At 51.5% G+C, this 17,666-nt stretch carries 16 protein-coding genes, 1 tRNA gene and 1 pseudogene; 7 read left to right on the plus strand and 11 right to left on the minus strand.

The features are described from left to right. Positions 1-19 precede the first annotated feature (19 nt). The 4 genes and pseudogenes from NE637_RS05180 to NE637_RS05195 form a co-directional block, all read left to right on the plus strand. A pseudogene (locus NE637_RS05180) lies at positions 20-994 on the plus strand (AAA family ATPase); the annotation flags it as partial. A 369-nt stretch (positions 995-1,363) separates the two neighbouring features. Continuing rightward, positions 1,364-2,398: a DUF3150 domain-containing protein gene (locus NE637_RS05185; RefSeq protein ID WP_256267606.1), complete on the plus strand. Its 1,035-nt coding sequence runs from the start codon at positions 1,364-1,366 to the stop codon at positions 2,396-2,398. A gap of 3 nt (positions 2,399-2,401) precedes the next feature. After that, positions 2,402-4,051 (plus strand): cobaltochelatase CobT-related protein, encoded by a 1,650-nt coding sequence (locus NE637_RS05190; protein ID WP_256267607.1) that lies wholly within the window; start codon positions 2,402-2,404, stop codon positions 4,049-4,051. Between the two features lie 254 nt (positions 4,052-4,305). Beyond that, on the plus strand, positions 4,306-4,464 hold the full coding sequence (locus tag NE637_RS05195; protein WP_256267608.1) for a hypothetical protein: 159 nt from the start codon (positions 4,306-4,308) through the stop codon (positions 4,462-4,464). Between the two features lie 56 nt (positions 4,465-4,520). Here NE637_RS05195 and NE637_RS05200 read toward each other — a convergent pair whose 3' ends face one another. Both NE637_RS05200 and NE637_RS05205 read right to left on the minus strand, forming a co-directional pair. Continuing rightward, positions 4,521-5,663 carry a hypothetical protein gene (locus tag NE637_RS05200; protein WP_256267609.1) on the minus strand — a complete coding sequence of 381 codons (1,143 nt, stop codon included), beginning with the start codon at positions 5,661-5,663 and terminating at the stop codon, positions 4,521-4,523. Positions 5,664-5,854: 191 nt separating this feature from the next. Then, positions 5,855-5,930: transfer RNA gene (locus NE637_RS05205), tRNA-Phe, on the minus strand. A 173-nt stretch (positions 5,931-6,103) separates the two neighbouring features. Here NE637_RS05205 and NE637_RS05210 point away from each other — a divergent pair. Both NE637_RS05210 and NE637_RS05215 read left to right on the plus strand, forming a co-directional pair. Next, on the plus strand, positions 6,104-7,498 hold the full coding sequence (locus tag NE637_RS05210; protein WP_227119318.1) for a chloride channel protein: 1,395 nt from the start codon (positions 6,104-6,106) through the stop codon (positions 7,496-7,498). Positions 7,499-7,646: 148 nt separating this feature from the next. After that, positions 7,647-8,912, plus strand: a complete 1,266-nt coding sequence (locus NE637_RS05215; RefSeq protein WP_022659670.1) for a phenylacetate--CoA ligase family protein — start codon at positions 7,647-7,649, stop codon at positions 8,910-8,912. Positions 8,913-9,038: 126 nt separating this feature from the next. Here the strand turns inward: NE637_RS05215 and NE637_RS05220 are convergent, their stop codons facing one another. The 9 genes from NE637_RS05220 to NE637_RS05260 form a co-directional block, all read right to left on the minus strand. Beyond that, positions 9,039-9,536 (minus strand): GNAT family N-acetyltransferase, encoded by a 498-nt coding sequence (locus NE637_RS05220; protein WP_215648270.1) that lies wholly within the window; start codon positions 9,534-9,536, stop codon positions 9,039-9,041. A gap of 124 nt (positions 9,537-9,660) precedes the next feature. After that, positions 9,661-10,125: a YqhG/Tai3 family protein gene (locus tag NE637_RS05225; RefSeq protein WP_215648268.1), complete on the minus strand. Its 465-nt coding sequence runs from the start codon at positions 10,123-10,125 to the stop codon at positions 9,661-9,663. 17 nt (positions 10,126-10,142) lie between these two features. Beyond that, on the minus strand, positions 10,143-10,583 hold the full coding sequence (locus tag NE637_RS05230; RefSeq protein ID WP_215648266.1) for a hypothetical protein: 441 nt from the start codon (positions 10,581-10,583) through the stop codon (positions 10,143-10,145). 190 nt (positions 10,584-10,773) lie between these two features. Beyond that, a complete protein-coding gene (locus NE637_RS05235) occupies positions 10,774-11,244 on the minus strand; it encodes a hypothetical protein (protein WP_227119317.1) in 471 nt (156 codons plus the stop codon). Positions 11,245-11,255: 11 nt separating this feature from the next. Next, on the minus strand, positions 11,256-11,693 hold the full coding sequence (locus tag NE637_RS05240) for a hypothetical protein (RefSeq protein ID WP_227119316.1): 438 nt from the start codon (positions 11,691-11,693) through the stop codon (positions 11,256-11,258). A gap of 192 nt (positions 11,694-11,885) precedes the next feature. After that, on the minus strand, positions 11,886-12,350 hold the full coding sequence (locus tag NE637_RS05245; protein WP_215648260.1) for a hypothetical protein: 465 nt from the start codon (positions 12,348-12,350) through the stop codon (positions 11,886-11,888). A gap of 17 nt (positions 12,351-12,367) precedes the next feature. After that, positions 12,368-12,811 carry a hypothetical protein gene (locus tag NE637_RS05250; RefSeq protein ID WP_227119315.1) on the minus strand — a complete coding sequence of 148 codons (444 nt, stop codon included), beginning with the start codon at positions 12,809-12,811 and terminating at the stop codon, positions 12,368-12,370. Between the two features lie 137 nt (positions 12,812-12,948). Then, positions 12,949-14,958: an RHS repeat domain-containing protein gene (locus NE637_RS05255; RefSeq protein WP_227119314.1), complete on the minus strand. Its 2,010-nt coding sequence runs from the start codon at positions 14,956-14,958 to the stop codon at positions 12,949-12,951. A 312-nt stretch (positions 14,959-15,270) separates the two neighbouring features. Beyond that, entirely contained in the window at positions 15,271-17,049 is a 1,779-nt protein-coding gene (locus NE637_RS05260) for a methyl-accepting chemotaxis protein (protein ID WP_227119313.1), read from the minus strand. A 200-nt stretch (positions 17,050-17,249) separates the two neighbouring features. Between NE637_RS05260 and NE637_RS05265 the strand changes: the two genes are divergently transcribed. Then, a complete protein-coding gene (locus NE637_RS05265) occupies positions 17,250-17,651 on the plus strand; it encodes a hypothetical protein (protein ID WP_192112654.1) in 402 nt (133 codons plus the stop codon). Positions 17,652-17,666 lie beyond the last annotated feature (15 nt).

Consider the following 17,666-nt stretch of genomic DNA (forward strand, 5'->3'; position numbering starts at 1 on the left):
GGGACACATTGGAGAAAAAATGCAAACTCGCCTTACTGACGAACTTGATTCTCTTCAGCCCGCCGATCTTGATGCCGGGCAGGTTTTCAGCGGCAAGCGCTCCGGCACCACGGTCAGGGGCTACGCCGCTCCTTCGGCCTACACCCCGGCCATTGACCCTGACTATATCTTCCATGAGTCCAGCCGCGATGTTGTGGTCTGGTTTCTCAACCCACAGGAACCGTTGTACGTATTCGGCCCTACTGGCTGCGGTAAAACAACATGCATCAAGCAGCTGGCAGCCAGACTCAACTATCCCGTCTTTGAGGTTACCGGGCACGGGCGGCTGGAGTTTGCTGACATGGTTGGTCATTTGACGGTTAAAAACGGCAACATGACCTTTGAATACGGTCCGCTTGCGCTTGCCATGCGCTACGGCGCACTTCTGCTGCTGAATGAGATCGACCTGACATCCCCTGAAATTGCAGCAGGCCTGAACAGCGTGCTGGACGGCTCCCCCCTGTGCATAGCAGAAAACGGCGGTGAACTGATTGCGCCGCACCCCATGTTCCGCCTGGTTGCCACGGCCAATACCAATGGCGGTGGCGATGACACCGGCCTCTACCATGGAACCCAGAGGCAGAATCTTGCATGGCTGGACCGGTTTACCATCTGCGAAGTGGGCTACCCATCTGCCGATGTGGAAAAAAGCCTACTTGCCCGGCGCTTCCCTTCGCTGCCCGAATCGTTGTGTGCCACTATGGTGGACTACGCCAATGAGGTTCGCAAGCTGTTCATGGGCGAGGCTTCTACCGGCAATCTGACCAACGCCATTGAAGTTACATTCTCCACGCGCAGTTTGCTGCGCTGGGGTGATCTGACCGTTCGCTTTCAGCCGCTAGCCCATCAGGGCGTACAGTCTGTCACCTACGCCCTCGACCGGGCGCTGGCCTACCGTGCAAGCCGTGAAACCCGCGCCATGTTGCACGAGCTGGCTCAACGCATGTTCCCGCAACAGGTGGAAGTTGAATCCCCCCAAACCGTAACGGCAGAAGCAGAAACCCTGCAAGGCGAGCAAGCCTTACGCTTCATGCGTGGGCATCTGCACCACACACCTACGGTGGCCAAGCCCCTCGTTCATCTTCAGGTAATTCACAACCTTTCCGGCAAAAAACAAGACGGCAAATTCTGGATCGGCGAGGCTAGCCCTGTGGGGCTCACGCTGAAGTGGGGCAAACCGGACACCGTTGGCCAGCAGCACTTTATTCCCGCCGAAAACTGTGAGGGCAACAGTTCCGTGATGGAGCTTGAAACCCGTGCAGCAAAGAAGCTCAACGAAGGCTACTCACTCAATACTACAAAAAGTTCATTCTAGGAGGCTATAATGGCACAACTTATTTCTGACATACGCATTTTGGATAACTTGCTGGCCCTTAATCTCAACGTCAGCCTGTGGTCGGCCCGACGCAAAATGAGCCAAGAAGACCTGGGCGGCGCAGAGCTGCCCCCCGAAGATCTGGCATCACTGGGTTCCAAGCGCATTGCCGATCCGGAAAACCTCAAAGTATTCGGCACACTCAAGGCCCGAGCCTTCAACTACCTTGACCGGCACGGGGTACGGTTCATGTCTGGCTGGGCAATACCTGAAGAAAAGGCCGGCGAGATCGTGCAGGAGCTGCTCAACATCCGTGCCGAATTCCAGAAAGAAAAGGAAGCGTTTCTGGCTGGCTATGACCAAAATGTGCAGGCATGGATTGAGAAGCACCATCAGTGGGGCGAAATTATTCGCAATTCCCTTGTGGGGCCTGATTACGTACGCGCCCGCATGGATTTCCGCTGGCAGTTGTATAAGGTGGCCCCGCTTGAGCAGCACGCAGACAACACCGCTGTGCTGGAAGCCGGTCTGGCGGAAGAGGTGCAGGGCCTGGGCGGCACCCTGTTTGATGAGGTGGCCAAGTCGGCTGACGATATATGGCGCAGGGTTTACCACGGCAAGACGGAGGTAACCCACAAGGCGCTCTCGCCATTGCGCACCCTGCATGCTAAGCTCAATGGTTTGTCTTTTGTAGAGCCGCATGTGGCCCCGGTTGCTGACATCGTGCAAGCGGCTCTGCAGCGCATGCCCAAAAAGGGCAATATCACTGGCACAGACCTGCTGCTGTTGCAGGGGCTGGTCTGCCTGCTCAAGGACAGTACGGCCCTTGTGGCCCACGCCCAAAAAGTTGTTGAGGGTTATGGCCCGGCCTTTGTGCTGGATGCCCTGCTGGCCGGTCCGGGAGTTATAGCTGAGCAAGATGGCAGCTCAATGCAGGTAGACGGTGCTGCTGATGGATATGATGACGTGCCTATTCTGCCCGACATCCACGTGGCTGACAGCGCTTTGCCGCACCCTGCCATACCTAGCTTGGGTCTGTGGTGACGCATGATACGCACAAAAGATGTACTCAACTGCCTGCCCCTTGTGGCGTCTATCCTTGGCGACCGCTACGGGGTACAGGTGCGTATTGGCGGCAATGAGGCCTGCACCAACGGTAAGGTAATTCACTTGCCCTCATTGCCAATGGATTGTGAACCCGAATTGCTGGCATTGGCGAGGTCGTTTGTGGATCATGAATCCGGCCATATCCGACACACTGATTTTAGCGTGCTGAAAGCTGCAAACCTTGATTCTGTGACCTTTAATTTGTTTAACTGCCTTGAAGATTGGCGTGTTGAAAAGAAGCTGTCGGGCATTTTCCCCGGCTGCCGGAGGAACCTGAACTGGCTGATACGACGATTCTTTGTAGAGCAAGCACAGCCAAGGGCCGGGGATTCGTCCCCGGCCCTTGCTGTTTTGGACTATGTGCTGCTGACGGTGCGTGCTTGGGACGTGAATGAGGTGACCCCGGCACGGCAACATGCGGCGAGCATTATGGAACATCATTTTCCCGGCTTGATAGAGGCCCTGGATGCCATCATGGTCAAGGCCTACATCCATTGCCCTGATACAAAGGCAGCGATTGAATACGCGAAACAGATCGCCCTATGCATCCGACAGTGGGAACCGCCTCAACCAACTGAAAGCAGCAAATACACGAGCGCAAACAATAAAACAGCCGTGCGTCAGGCTAAAGAAAAGACCAACGATTCTACCTCACAAATCGACCAGCAACATGAATCGGCTTGCGCCTCTGCGCCGGTTCAACATTCGAGGGCTTTGAACGCGTTACCGCTCAAAGCTCTTTTTCATGCGGAGGCACAAGACTTACCCCAAAACATCGGGGAAATCATGGCGATTGAGCTTACCAATTGCAGCGTTGAATCCGCCGGTGACGCGCTGACCGTTGCCGTGGAAGGCACCCGACAAGCAGCACCGTTGCCTGCAGACCAGAAGCTGCAAGCCCTTCAGGCCAGCATCGCCCTGCGTACACGCCTTCAGTGCTTTCTGCAGGCGCAGACACAAAGACGTTGCAGCATCGGGCGTAGAGGAACACTGCATCCCAGTTCACTACACCGTCTGCAAGTTGGGAATGATCGTGTTTTCCAAAAAGAATCTGTGCACCAGGGTCTTAACACGGCTGTCCATATCCTGCTGGACGTAAGCGGCAGCATGGCTGGCGCACCGATTAATCTTGCCAATCGAGCCTGCTTTGCCGTGACAACTGCGCTGAGCCATATTCGTGGCGTGAATCCGGCAGTGACGGCCTTTCCCGCAGTCTCGGTGACCAATTCTGTATTCCCAATCATGCGGCATGGGCAGCCGTTGCCAGATAGGTTCGACATTCGGGCTTCTGGCGGAACCCCCTTAGCTGGGGCCATGTGGTGGGTTTTGCAAACCATGCTGCCCCTTAAAGAGCAGCGCAAGATGATCCTGATTATCACTGACGGCATGCCGGACAACCAACTTGCTGCAAACAATGCCATAGGGGTGGCCCAAAAACTTGGTTTTGAAGTTTACGGACTCGGCATTCGGGATGAACACATAACACACCTGCTGCCACACACGAGTAAGGTGGTCAACGATCTGCCTGATCTGGTGCCTGCCATGTTTGCCATGCTGCAGGCTGCCTTGCTCAAGGGTGGTGAAGTATGATGGTACCCCTCGATTTTAGGCCGTGGCACCGAACTGGAATATTACGTTTCTTTACGTTTAACAAAAAGCGGCGCATCCCGCGCTGCTAAAAACAACGGAGGGCATATGAACCCACTTGCGTGGATACCTGTAGCCATCGCTGTATTGCAGGTTATCAAGGACAACTGGGACGACTAGCTCACAATCGTGCTGGCATGCAGAAGGCGGGAAATACCCGCCTTCTGTCATTTCGTGAACACAAAAGGAGCAGGAATATGAGCAAGACTTGGGTATTTATAGGCGGCATGGTGGCGGGAATTGCAGGGGTATTTGCTGCGGCTTTTGCAGCTGAAGAATTCGATGCTCGCAAGCAAAACAGTGTACTTCCCCAACAGCAACTTGAGCTCCCAGAGGGAAGGGAAACAAAATCATAATGCAACAGAAACTTCCTGGTAGTAGCGTCATTTACCAACTACTGCCAGGGAGTTATTCAGTGGTCACAGAATATGAAGAACGTCATTTCTCTTTGATTTTTCAAAAATCTATGCGCCTTTACTTCAGCCAAAATACCATTACTACAGAAAAAATCTACATAGTACCTTAGTACAGTTTTGTCAGCAGATTGAAACCTTCTTGTGATGTCACGAAATGTGAGATTTTTAGCATATCTCATATAGTCAAATAGCTCATAATACAATTGCTTATTGCGCGACATCTCATTCATAATCATGAGATGGGCGTTTATTAAGAGTCTAGCTAGTGCATCCGCAATATCCATCATAGAGCCATATCTTCCGCTTTTTGTGGCATTTTTGAAGAGCAATAGAATTGCATATAGCTTTATAAGTACCGTTCTATATAGATTAACAATGTTTGAAACCTGCCCTCTAATATACACGAAATCTTTCAACTCTTCCGCTATGTGATCGCAGTAAGCATAGATTGTGTCCACCTCATGATTAGGGATAGCAACACTCTTCACAACCTTTTCTCTAACAATGCTTTCTGCCACCTTAACTATAGCTTCAATGCCTTCTTTTTCTCCGCAAACTGTAGGCCATACATCACTACGCACGAACAAGAACCTATTCAACAGCCCAATACGACTCATATTTTTTTGCTTTAACAGAGCGAAAGCCTTATCATTGCCAACACAACAAAAGACATTAAGAAGACTTTTATGACGCCGTTTTGAAGGAATTAATGGCATTGAACCCCTTACGCCGTAATACAACGCATCAAGATCCTTATTCCTATTTATAAGGCAATCCACAAAAGTTCGCTTATCCCGCCGATGATCACTATCAATACTGACAAAGCTTTTTTGGCCAAGCAACCCCAACAGTTCCTTCTTTGACACTCCCTTTTCCGTGGCGTCTTCCTTACCAGACTCAGGCGTGCCATCTACGACGATAAAGCCCCAATTTTGGCAATACGAATTTCCACCAAAGTTCACGGGGAACAAATCTTTCATTACCTCTGATACTGAAAAAAGAGCATACGCCAAGCTTGGAGGTGTCAGCCGAAATAGCAAATCTATTTGCAACGGTTCCAAACGAATCCGATCGTCAAATCCAGAATGGGGGATCATTTTAAGGTATCTTTCCAAGGATGGTAGATTAGTCCAAGCCACAGCACGCCTCCATTTCTGGCAATTGTGCCAAAAGCATATGCCGAAGTATACTGGCTGATGAAGGCAATATCTTCATGCCGCTTCATCCAAATACACGCTCCGTCATTTCCAGATGGGGGAGAGGCGGGGGAGAGTTCTACCTACAAAACAAAAAAGGACTTAGGCTTTTTTGCCTAAGTCCTTGAAATTTATGGTGCCGAGGGACAGAATTGAACTGCCGACACGGGGATTTTCAGTCCCCTGCTCTACCAACTGAGCTACCTCGGCCCATTAGGCCTTACCGCCAGAGCGTTTGCTCTTTCACAGCGGCTGGAAACGTCTTCTATCTACTTGCGCTGACTTTGGCAAGCTTTTTTTTAAGAATTTTGCACAACGGCTTGAAATATGGCTTTCTTCCGGCCATACTTCCCCCCGTCAACAGATCAAATCAAGGATTTATCGTGCCTTTTCACAGTCCCATACCCCCAACCTTGCGGGATCTCGATGCCCTGCGCAACATTGGCGTCAGGCGCGTCATCATGCAGGCCCTTGTTACCGGCGGCGTCACTGGCGCTGTTATCGGCCTTTTTCGCCTTGCTTACGACCACATCAACGCCGCGCTTGTGCACACCATACGCCAGCACGACCTTTATGACCCTGTTGTGGCCGCCTGGATTTTCGGCGGTTTGGCGATATTGGCCCTGCTGGCACTGCTGGCCCTGCGCCTTGAACCCCTCGTGAGCGGCAGTGGCATTCCGCAGGTGGAGCTGATGGTGCGCGGGCAAATGCGCATGAACTGGCTGCGCGTGTTGCTGTGCAAATTTGCCGGAACGCTCGTTTCCCTCAGCGGTGGCCTGTCGGTTGGCCGCGAGGGGCCTTCCATCATGATGGGCGCAGCCGTGGGGGCTGGCGTAGGGCACCTGTGGGGCGAGCGCAGCGGGCAGAGCCTGCCGCGTTACCTTGTGGGGGGCAGCGTTGCCGGGCTTGCCGCCGCCTTTGGTGCGCCTCTGGCGGGCATGTTCTTTGCGTTTGAAGAAATGAAAACCATCCTCAGCGCCCCCATGCTGCTGTTTACAGGTGTGTGCGCCCTTGCCGCGTGGTTTGTGGTGCAGGTTCTGCTTGGATTCGGCCTGGTGTTCCCCTTTGCGCAACAGCCCTTCATCCACTGGACGCAGTGGTGGATCATCCCTTTTGTCGGCATTGGCATGGGCGTTCTGGGCGCTTTTTATAATCTGATACTGCTGCGGCTCACCCTTTGGGCCGACCACAGCCCTCTGATGCCCCGCCCCTTGCGCGTGCTCCTGCCCTTTATGCTGGCTGGCGTGCTGCTTTACCTCTGCCCGCAGGTGCTTGTGGGTATTGGCTTCAGCACCTTGCAGCTTGAGAGCCTGCCCCTGCCCTTGCTGGGCCTGTTTGGTCTGCTGGCGGTAAAGATGGCCTTTTCATGGATAAGCTTTGCCTCCGGCGTTTCCGGCGGCCTGCTGATGCCCGTACTGCTCATGGGTTCCATTGGCGGGGCATGCATGGCCGCGGGCCTACAATCTGCCGGAGTTATCAGCCCGGAGCAGACCGCCACAGTGCTGACCCTCGGCATGACAGGCCTTTTTGCCGGTTCTGTGCGCGCGCCGCTGACTGGCGCATTTTTGCTGCTTGAAATGACAGGATCGTTCCACAATATTCCCACGGTGGTGCTCACGGCCTATATTGCCGCCTTCACCGCCAATGCCCTGCGCTCCGAGCCTGTGTACGACAGTCTGCGCGCCCGCTGCCTTGATCTGGCTGGCGCGGCAGCCCCAAGCGACAAAAATGGCAATGATACCGATGCGTCAGGCAGCGCAACACAACTGCAAAAATGAAAGGTCGTGCAAAAGGCGCACGATGCCGCAAAAAATTTATTCATATAACTATTTGTTATACTTGAATTTTTAAAAAAATGCTTGCGTTTTACAATTGGAGTGTCTATGTTCACCAATTGCAAAACCAACCGCGCCCCATGGAGTAGGTATGACCCGTAAAGACCGCACAGAAGGCATATACAGCCGCCGAGAAGTACTGGACGAAAGTGAGCGTCGCCAGTACTGCCTTATTCAGCTCAAAGATTTGCTCTCCTACGCATACCGCTATTCAGAAGACGTTAAAAAACGCTTCGACCGTGCGCAGTTCAATGTGGAGAAATTCAAAACACTTACCGATATAAAGCACATTCCCATCCTGAAGAAGAAAGAACTTATCTTCCTTCAGTCCATGGGGCCGCGCCTGGGCGGTCTGCTGACCAAGGATATCGGCGAGCTCAAGCGCATCTTTTTGTCGCCTGGGCCCATCTTCGATCCCGAAGACCGTGGAGAAGACTACTGGGGTTACACCGAAGCCTTCTATTCCGTTGGCTTTCGCCCCGGCGACGCCGTGCAGAACACGTTCAACTACCAGTTGACGCCCGCTGGCCTCATGTTTGAAGAGCCGCTGCGCAACCTGGGCTGCGCGGTTATTCCCGCCGGCCCCACAGACGCCGCCACCCAGCTCGACATCATGCAGAAGCTGCGCGTCTCCGGCTATGTGGGCACGCCCAGCTTTCTCATGCACCTTGCGCAAAAGGCCGAAGAAAAAGGCCTCAACCTGCGCAAGGATCTTTTCCTCGAAGTGGCCTTTGTCACCGGCGAGCGCCTGTCTGAAAAGATGCGCTCCCAGATGGAAAAGAAGTACGACCTCGTCATGCGTCAGGGCTACGGCACCGCCGACGTGGGCTGCATCGGCTACGAATGCTTCCACAAAACCGGCCTGCACATTGCCAACCGCTGCTACGTGGAAATCTGCCATCCTGACACGGGCATCCCGCTGAAGGACGGCGAAGTGGGCGAAATCGTGGTGACGGCCTTCAACAAGACCTACCCGCTCATCCGCCTTGCCACGGGCGACCTTTCATACATCGACCGCAGCCCCTGCGCCTGCGGCCGCACCAGCCCGCGCCTTGGCAGCATTGTGGGCCGCGTGGACACCACCGCCCGCATCATGGGCATGTTTGTGTACCCGCATCAGGTTGAACAGGTCATGAGCCGCTTTGAAGAAATCAAGCGTTGGCAGATCGAAGTCACCAACCCCGGCGGCATCGACGAAATGACCCTGTTTGTGGAAACCAGCGGCTTCAAGCGCGAAGAAGAGCTGCTGCACCAGTTCCGCGAAAAGATCAAACTGCGCCCCGAACTGCGCGTGCTGGCTCCCGGCAGCCTGCCCCCGCAGATCAGACCCATCGAAGACAAGCGTCACTGGGATTAACCCGCAGATATACGCAACAAGCCCGGCCAAGAGCCGGGCTTGTTTTTTGGCAATTCCAAAAGAACCGCAAGCGGCGTGGAAAAGAAGCAAACCACTTTTTCCACACTGCAATTTTTACAGTTTACTTTACGTATCAAGCCCAAGCGTCATATCAAACCACTGCGCCCCGCCATGACTTGATTTCGAAATTCCATCATTCATATAACCAAAGCATTCGTAGTAGCGAATCAGTCGCTCTTTGCACGTCAGTATGACTTTCTTTTTGCCTAACTTTTTAGCTGTTTGCACAAAATTCTTCATGAGCTGGGAGGCAATGCCTTGCTTCCGAAATTCTGGAATCACAGCCAGCCCGAAAACAGTTAGGTTTTCCCCAGTCTTATTGTGGTGAGAGGTGCTATAAAAGAGTTCATCGTATATGACGGGGCTATCGGTAGCGCATCCGTTAATATACCCTACCAATCTACCGCCAACTTCAGCCACAAGAAAAGACTCAGGAAAAGCCGCAATCCTTTCCTTAAAGGAGGCCCGTGAGGCGGCTTCAGCCGCAGGAAAGCACACGGATTCTATTTCAGCTATACTCTCCAAATCATTCTGGCGAACACTTCTAACTGCGAATTCTTGCATGTAGTTTACTCTTTATTGGTGATTTTGCTGGCCTGCCCATGTCTCTAGCCGATATGGTTTGCACCAAGTTGATTTCAGCCTGAGAGCACATGGCAAGACTCCGCCAACCAAGTATCACAACGAATCAGTACACAGACTCACGGAAATTAGGCCCATGGGAATCTTCTACCTTGCTTATACACATGCGACCCTTTGTTTTTTCCACATAAACTACAATATACGGTGTGTACTCATTTCTAAAGGACACACTCACCGGCACAAGACTGAGGCTATCGTCCACATCAATGGATTTACCTACAATAAGGTTATCCAGCAATTCTTTTCCAAAGTCTTGCCCCCTAAGATAATAATCAGCGTCACCAACCATCCTTTTATAATCAAGGCGTACTCTTTTTGCTGTACATTTGCACACGTACTTAAATATGGCATCGTCAAAAACAGGACGATCATCTGTCAGCAGCGATTGCTTCATATACCATTTATAAAAATCCTGCACAAAAGACTCCACATCTTGTGCGCGCGCAACTTGTGGGCAGGATTGAAGCAATCCTATTCCAAAAACAAACCATATAAGGAGAAATTTTTTCATATACATTTCCTGCTAATTTAGTATGGGTAGGCATCGGATATGGATGCAATTTTAAATTCTGATCCAGATTTCTTTACATACGCGATTACGACATTATAAAAATCTTTTCCCTTAAATATTACAGGAACAACATACATATCGTCTGTCATCGTAAGAACATTCTTCACAAGCACACGGCAATCTTTATTAAATTGCATCGTTTCGCCCATTTGCGTAAAATAATATAAATCTGGTGATCTTTTCTTTTTGAGATACTCAATAAGTGACTCATCAACATATTCTGGCAACTTTTCCTCTTTAAAAATATCAACTAATTCACAGTACCTGACGAGATACCACTCATAAAATTCCTTAACAAATTCCTGCGGCGTTTGCGTTGCATCTGCCGCATTAGGGCAAAAAACGCCGAGACACAGCATGCTTGTGAGCACGCAAATAAGCATTTTGCGGATGCACATGTATTTATTCCTACGTTGATTTTGCAAACTGCGCCCGGCGAAACACTGCTCACCGGGCGCATGCATGAATAACTTTTAAGCGCGGATTGCGGCCAGCTTTGAATATGCAGAGAAGACATGCCAGCACAAAGGCTCTGATTCAAGCCTGAGAGCACATAGCAAGACTCCGCCAACCAAGTATCACAACGAATCAATACACAGGCGCGCGACGATTGAATCCAATGTTACGCTCTACCTTACTGATACACATATGACCCTTATTTTTTTCCACATAAACCACAACGTAAGCTGCGTATTCTTTGCGATAGCTCATACTCACAGGCACAAGACTGAGACTCTCGTTTACGGAAATTGATTTACCAACCATCAGGTTTTCCAGATCTTTTCGTCCAACGTCTTGCCCCTTCAGATAGTAATCAGCATCATCCCCGCCTACTCCCCTCTTATAGTCAAACTGAACTCGCTTGGCTGTACATCTGCACACGTATTTAAATATGGCTTGATCAAAAACAGGAAGATCGTCTGTCGCCAGCGATTGCTTCAGATACCATTTATAAAAGTCCCGTACAAAAGACTCCACGTCTTGCGCGTACGCAACTTGTGGACTGGCTTGCAGCAAGCTCATGATTATAAATAGGCAGATAAGAAGAATCTTTTTCATATGTTTTCCCTTTAGTATGGGTAGGCATCAGATATGGATGCTATTTTATAACTCGATCCAGTCTTTTTTATATATGCAATCACATAGTACTCAAAGTCTTTACCTTTGAATGTCACAGGAACGACAAAGACTCCATCCGCCATAGAGAGAACACTTTTTACAAAAATACAACTTTCCTTAAATTCCAGTGTTTCACCCATTTGCGTGAAGTAATACAAGTCTGATGATCCTTTCTTCTTGAGATACGCAATGAGCGATTCATCAACGTATTTCGGCAAGTTTTCATTTTCAAGAATATCATTCTGCTCATAATGTTTGATAATATACCATTCATAAAATTCTTTAACAAATTCCTGCGGTGTTTGTGCTGCGTCTGCTGCCTTGGGGCAAAAAATGCCAATGCACAGCATGCTTGTGAGCACACAAATAAGTATTTTACGAATGTGCATATGCTTATTCCTACGTTGATTTTGCAAACTGCGCCCGGCGAAACATTGCTCACCGGACACATGCATGGATAACTTTTAAGCGCGGATTGCGGCCAGTTTTGAACACGCGAGAGAATGCATGCCCAGCACAACCGCGCGGATCTCAGCCTGAGAGCACATGGCAAACCTCGACCAACCAATAATCGTAGTGAATCAGTACGCCTCACCGCGACGGTTACGCCCTTCAATGCGCTCTACTTTGCTGATGCACATGCCGCCCTTCGTCGTTTCTACATATACCACAACACTGGGCACGTATTCCTTTCTAAAGCTCCTGCTCACAGATACAAGACTGAGGCTATTATTTACGGCAATGGATTTATCAACTATAAGATTTTCCAATAATTTTTCATCAACATCTTGCCCTTTCAGATAATAATCCGCATCTGCAACCGATCTTTCATAATCAAGCCGCACTCTTCTCGCAGTATCCTTGCACACGTATTTGAATATGGCATCATCAAAAACAGGATTACCGTGTAACGGCAGAGACTGTTTAATATACCAGCTATAAAAGTTACGCACAAAAGACTTTACATCTTGTGCTTGGGCAAATTGAGGGCTTGCTTGAAACAAGCTCGCGAGCAGAAGCATGCAGACAAGAAAAATCTTTTTCATATTGGTATTCCCGCGAATTAGTATGGATATGCGTCTGAGACGGAATGAATTTTAAATGTTTCGTCTTTTTTATGTACGTAGACGATCACAATTTTTTCTATTGATTCTTTGGTAATTGTAACAGGCACGACAAATACATCGTTTGTCATATGCAGCACACCGCCAACGTGAACTTTAGCATTTTTAAATCCGATAAAGAATGGGCCCATTTGCGTGAAATAACTCATCTCATGACATTTTTCTTCTTCTCTGAGTTCTGCAATCAGCCCCTCATCAACATACTCAGCCAGTTTATCTTGTTTGAGTGCATCCGAGAGATCATAATCTTTTATAAGATACCACTCATAAAATTTCTTAACAAATTCCTGCGGCGTTTGTGCTGCGTCTGCCGCCTTGGGGCAAAAAATGCTAAAACACAGCATACTTGTGAGCACACAAATGAGTATTTTACGAAAGCGCATGCGTTTATACCTCTATTGTCTTTGCCCCCCTGCCCCGGTGGCTGTGTTTGCCACCAGAGAGCCGGGTTTGGCTGTTGTCAGCGGTCACGCCCCCCTAATGAAGGCAATGATTTAACCACCTATATCACTTAGCTCATTTATGGTCGTCGGTAAACAACATAAGGCGCACCATTTTTATAGGCTGAGGCAGCGTATATGCTGTCTTGCTTATAGTCAGATATCCATTGTTTTCCATCAAACATGGCAACATGCCCATCTGGATGCCCTTTAACGGGCTGAAAAACGACAACATCTCCCTTTTGTAGTTTCTCGCCTGGGGCCACGGTGAGAAAACCCGCGTGCCGTAAAATTGGGCCATACCCACTAGCACTGACCCCATTAGGATTGTATGCTGTGTTGAGTCTAATTCCGCCTGCATCAATTGCCTTGTGGACATATTCACCGCACCGACTCTTTGAATGTTCATGCGCCGCATTTTGCAGATGCGCTATAGCCGCGTCGAGATCCCACTTGGGCAATGGCTTGTCATTCGGCAAAATCTCCTCCCTCCGCATCATGCCGTTGCGCGATATGGCAGACCGTTTAAGCTCTTCCCTCTCGCTCATGGCATTGCGACCAACATCTGCCCGATACATAACCTCTCGGGATACTGGCGCTCTCAATTCATGCCCATAGGTAGAATAACCTGCTGCGCTGCCCCCCGCGTTGGTAAACTGACCACCGACATTGCGTGGATGCTTGCTCTCATCCCAGGCCAGCCCGCTGGCATCGTGCCTGTTGACCGGGTCATCCACGCAATAGTCGTAGAGGTCACCATCGCCGCGCGTGTCGTTTGCAGGGTCAAGCGACATAAATCTGCCAATGCGTGGATCATAGTCGCGCCAGTTAAACCGTATGAGGTGGGTGTCCCTGTCTTCCAGCCCGGCGCAAAAACCTATGGGCACATAGAGGCAGGGTAAGGAATCATAAACAATTTTGCCAAAACTGCTGCGCACCACCTCCTTGACCACCTTGCCGTCTGGCCCCACAAACAGGCGTGGCGTGCCCAGATGATCGCAGCAGCACGCCAGCACGAGTGACGACCGCGCCGATGCCGCCCCTGCAGGGGCGCTCCCGGTCATTGCCCCTCCCAGAGCGGACTTCTCCGGCTTGCCAGCATCAGAAGAGTTGCGAAACTGTTGGTATGCAGAGAGGCACTGGCACACTCTTTCCTTACGATTTGCTGCGCCAAACCAGTGCAACCAACCGTCCGAGCCGTTGCGTTCATTTTCCGGAGCGGCATCAGCAGCCAGAACCGTTTTGCCCAAGGGGCGAATGACTATCCTGCTCAGGGTGCCGTCCGCATCGTAGGCATAGTTATACTCCAGCCGCAGTTCATGGTCGCGAAAGCCTGCGAGCCTTGCCTGATCGTTCCAGCGGTATTCGCCCGTAATGTCGTTGTGCCGGTACCTCCTGTAAAGCCTTGTGCCCTTGTAGGCGTAGCGCAGCTCGCAACCATCATTGAGCTCGGCCTTGCCCAGCATGGTACTGCTGCCGTAGGCAAGCCGAAGGCCGCGCCTGCCCGTGATGCTGCTTACCGAACCGTATTTGTCATAGGCATAGCGGTTTTGCCCGTCGCTTTCCAACTGGCCTTTGTCATTATAGCTGTAGCGCGATTTTTCCATTGCGCTTGTTGATGCGGAAGGGCAGCCCTCATACCAGACCTTGCTGCGCACGCGCTGGCCAGAAGCGCTGTATTTATATGTTTCCGCAATGGCAGCGTTGTTTTTTACCTCGGCCAGCCTGCCCTCGGCATCGTAGGCATACTCCAGCACATTTGAGGCCCCGTTAAACTGCTCTGTTTTTCGGGCAATGCGTCCAGCAGCGTCATACTTATACTGGATTGCCAGGCCATTTTGTCTTCTCACCACTTGCGCCTCACGCATAAGAACCTCTTTGTTTTTTGTTATCCCAAGAATTTCATGCATGGATTTCCAAATCTGCGAGCTGCTAGAATGGTCACCACACTTCAAGTCGGGGTCTGAACAAAATAAATGCCACAAAAATTTTATTCTGTAAGACTGAAACATTTCAGTAAACTGGAGGTAAATTTTTGGCGCATGCAACACTAATAATATGTGATATTTCAACTTGTTAAAGAGCGACACATGAGGGCAAAGAAAGTTGCAATTTTCACTACATTTATAACTATATGATTTTATTTAATAAAAAAATGATTAAATTTTGCAATTTTTTACTTCATAAAACTTACAACTCTCTAATATAATACAATTTTTTGTAAAATAAAAAGTGATGCCTTTTTTAAGACATCACTTTTTGCCGCGCATGAATCGCTCGTAAATCTGCGCAATTTACAAACAGAAGCTTCAGCCGCGTGGGTAAGCACTAAGGCCCGGGATGAAGCATCTGGTAAAAATGTGCCTTGCCCACCGCCATGGGCGAGGCGTTCGGCGTAGTTGCTACGCGCCAGACTTCATCTTTTGCACCAGGCCCTGCAAATCGCGCGTCTGCCCCGCCAACTGCTCCACAGCCTGGGCGGACTTGCTCATAATTGAAGCTGTATCGCGCGAAATACCATTGATTTCTTCAATACTGCGGGTGATTTCTTCCGATGTGGCAGACTGTTCTTCGCTGGCGGTGGCAATGGCGCGCACCTGATCGCTCGCGCCGTCAACCATGGTCACAATCTCCCGCAGCACCTCACCGCAACGCCCGGCCATTTCCGTTGTACGCTCCACAGCGGCAAGGGCGCGCTCCATATTTTCTATGTTGGCGCTGGTGCCGCTCTGGATGCCGCTGACAGCCTCGCCCACCTCGCGGGTGGCTCCCATGGTTTTTTCCGCCAGTTTGCGCACCTCGTCCGCCACCACGGCAAAACCGCGCCCGGCATCGCCAGCCCGCGCCGCCTCAATGGCCGCATTGAGAGCCAGCAGGTTGGTCTGATCCGCAATATCCGAAATGACAGACATGATCTGCCCGATGTTGCCCACCATGCCGCCCAGCGTATCCATGGAATTTTTCAGCTCGGCGGAGACGCGCCGCACCTCGCCCATGCCGTCCACCACCTGATGCATGACGCCAGAACCTTCATTGGCCCTGCTGTGCGCGGCATCCGTGCTTTGCGCGGTACTGGCGGCATTTTGGGCAACCTCAAGCACGGTGGCGTTCATCTGCTCAATGGCTGTGGCGGCCTCGCCCACGCGGGCAGACTGGCGCTCCGCACCAAGGCTGGCCTGACGCACCTGCGCAGATATGTCCCCGGAAACGGACGAAATCCCCTCCACAGCTCGTTCAAGCTGTGCTGCGGCTTCCATCATGCCCTCCGCCCTGGCGCGTTCTGCTGCGGCCTTGGCGGCCTGAGCTTCATCCGCAGCATGGCGGGCGCGGCGGCCTTCTTCCGCAGCCTCGGCGCTCTTGCGCTCGGTTTCAGCTATCTTGCCCTTGAGCGTGCCCACCATGCCCTCAATACTGTCGCGCAGCGCGGCCATTTCCGCACTGTAACTGCCGCTGGCCCGGGCCTCGAGGTCTCCGCCAGCCACGGCGCGCGCAAAGCTGATCACCCGTCCCAGAGGCCGGGTTACAGACAGCAGCACCAGCAGGGCAATACCCGCGCCGCACACAACGCTGCCGCAAATGGATATCAACAGCAGGCGTTCTGTACCGCGCGTTTGTTCGGCCAGTTCTCGCTGGCTGGATACCACGCGTTCCATGAACTGGGTTTCCAGCGCTTCCAGATTTTTTTCGGTAGTATGAACGTGATTCTTGTAGGTTGTGTAGTAGGCATTGGCCTGTGCGGCGCTCATGCTGCCAGAGCCGGAAGCTATATCTGAAGAAGCGCGGCGCACCACGGCATCGTAAGCCGCAAATGCCTGTGTCGCCTCCTGCGCCAGGGCCTCGGCTTTGGCTCCGGCCTGAGGATTGCCCCGCAGGGCGGCCTCCAGCTTTCGCAGGTTTTCGCCCAATCCAGCCGAGACCTCATCCAGCTTGCCCATGTATCCTTTGAGCGCCTTGCTGTCGCCCATATTCAGCAGGATGTCTTTTTCAGCCTTGCGATAGAGCTGCATATCCAGGGATGCTTCGTGCAGCAGATTGATAGTGGGCAGTTCATGCCTGCCCAGCATGCCCAGCGTCTCGCGCTGCGCGCGCAAAGCCAGCATTGCCAGGCTGCCGGATATGGCAAAAATCAGCAGGATTACGCCAAAACCGCTTGCCAGTTTAACCCGAAGCGACATGTCCATAGTGTCCTCCACTACGCGGATAAATCGTGAGGGGGGATCTATTTTGATCATCCTACCAATAAACCGCACTAGTCAACGGCAATTATGGTCAACGCCGCAAAATGCATGCCCGGCGTTGCCTTCTTGCCTGAACTGTATCATTTTAAAAATCATGCACGGCTGCACAGCAGGCCGCGCCGAACCCCAGCAAGGAGAATCCCGTGAGCGCTAACACCAGCGAACAGGCCTTGGCAAGCCTTATCAAGTGGCTGCGCAACCGCCATGCAGAAGTTATGGCGGCAGAGGCGCAGGCCCTTGCCCGCCTTGACGCCGGGGATACCCCCGGCCATAATGAACATATGCGCCTCAAGGCCGAACTGCTGGCCGCAATGGCCGAAGACGCCAAGCCCCTGCTTGAACCGCTGCCGGGCGAAACGCGCTTCAATTACGCGCTCGCTCTGGAAGGCTTTTCGGCAAGTGCCAGAATGTCTTTGCGTCTGAACTCAATTTTTTATATGTCAGCCCTGCTCTACCCCGATAATCACAAGCCGGGACAGCCCGACAATCTTACTCTGTGCATTGACCGCATGGAAAAACTGGGCCTTGATTTCAGAACAGAATAGGCCGGACTTGAAATT

The organism is Desulfovibrio desulfuricans, assembly GCF_024460775.1.
Lineage (GTDB): Bacteria > Desulfobacterota > Desulfovibrionia > Desulfovibrionales > Desulfovibrionaceae > Desulfovibrio > Desulfovibrio desulfuricans_E.

What these genes read in the sequence shown, in the direction of transcription:
- NE637_RS05185 (WP_256267606.1), top strand. Translation starts at nt 1,364, where the DNA reads ATGGCACAACTTATTTCTGACATACGCATTTTGGATAACTTGCTGGCC.
- NE637_RS05190 (WP_256267607.1), top strand. Translation starts at nt 2,402, where the DNA reads ATGATACGCACAAAAGATGTACTCAACTGCCTGCCCCTTGTGGCGTCT.
- NE637_RS05195 (WP_256267608.1), top strand. Translation starts at nt 4,306, where the DNA reads ATGAGCAAGACTTGGGTATTTATAGGCGGCATGGTGGCGGGAATTGCA.
- NE637_RS05215 (WP_022659670.1), top strand. Translation starts at nt 7,647, where the DNA reads ATGACCCGTAAAGACCGCACAGAAGGCATATACAGCCGCCGAGAAGTA.
- NE637_RS05220 (WP_215648270.1), bottom strand. Translation starts at nt 9,536, where the DNA reads ATGCAAGAATTCGCAGTTAGAAGTGTTCGCCAGAATGATTTGGAGAGT.
- NE637_RS05225 (WP_215648268.1), bottom strand. Translation starts at nt 10,125, where the DNA reads ATGAAAAAATTTCTCCTTATATGGTTTGTTTTTGGAATAGGATTGCTT.
- NE637_RS05230 (WP_215648266.1), bottom strand. Translation starts at nt 10,583, where the DNA reads ATGTGCATCCGCAAAATGCTTATTTGCGTGCTCACAAGCATGCTGTGT.
- NE637_RS05235 (WP_227119317.1), bottom strand. Translation starts at nt 11,244, where the DNA reads ATGAAAAAGATTCTTCTTATCTGCCTATTTATAATCATGAGCTTGCTG.
- NE637_RS05240 (WP_227119316.1), bottom strand. Translation starts at nt 11,693, where the DNA reads ATGCACATTCGTAAAATACTTATTTGTGTGCTCACAAGCATGCTGTGC.
- NE637_RS05245 (WP_215648260.1), bottom strand. Translation starts at nt 12,350, where the DNA reads ATGAAAAAGATTTTTCTTGTCTGCATGCTTCTGCTCGCGAGCTTGTTT.
- NE637_RS05250 (WP_227119315.1), bottom strand. Translation starts at nt 12,811, where the DNA reads ATGCGCTTTCGTAAAATACTCATTTGTGTGCTCACAAGTATGCTGTGT.
- NE637_RS05260 (WP_227119313.1), bottom strand. Translation starts at nt 17,049, where the DNA reads ATGGACATGTCGCTTCGGGTTAAACTGGCAAGCGGTTTTGGCGTAATC.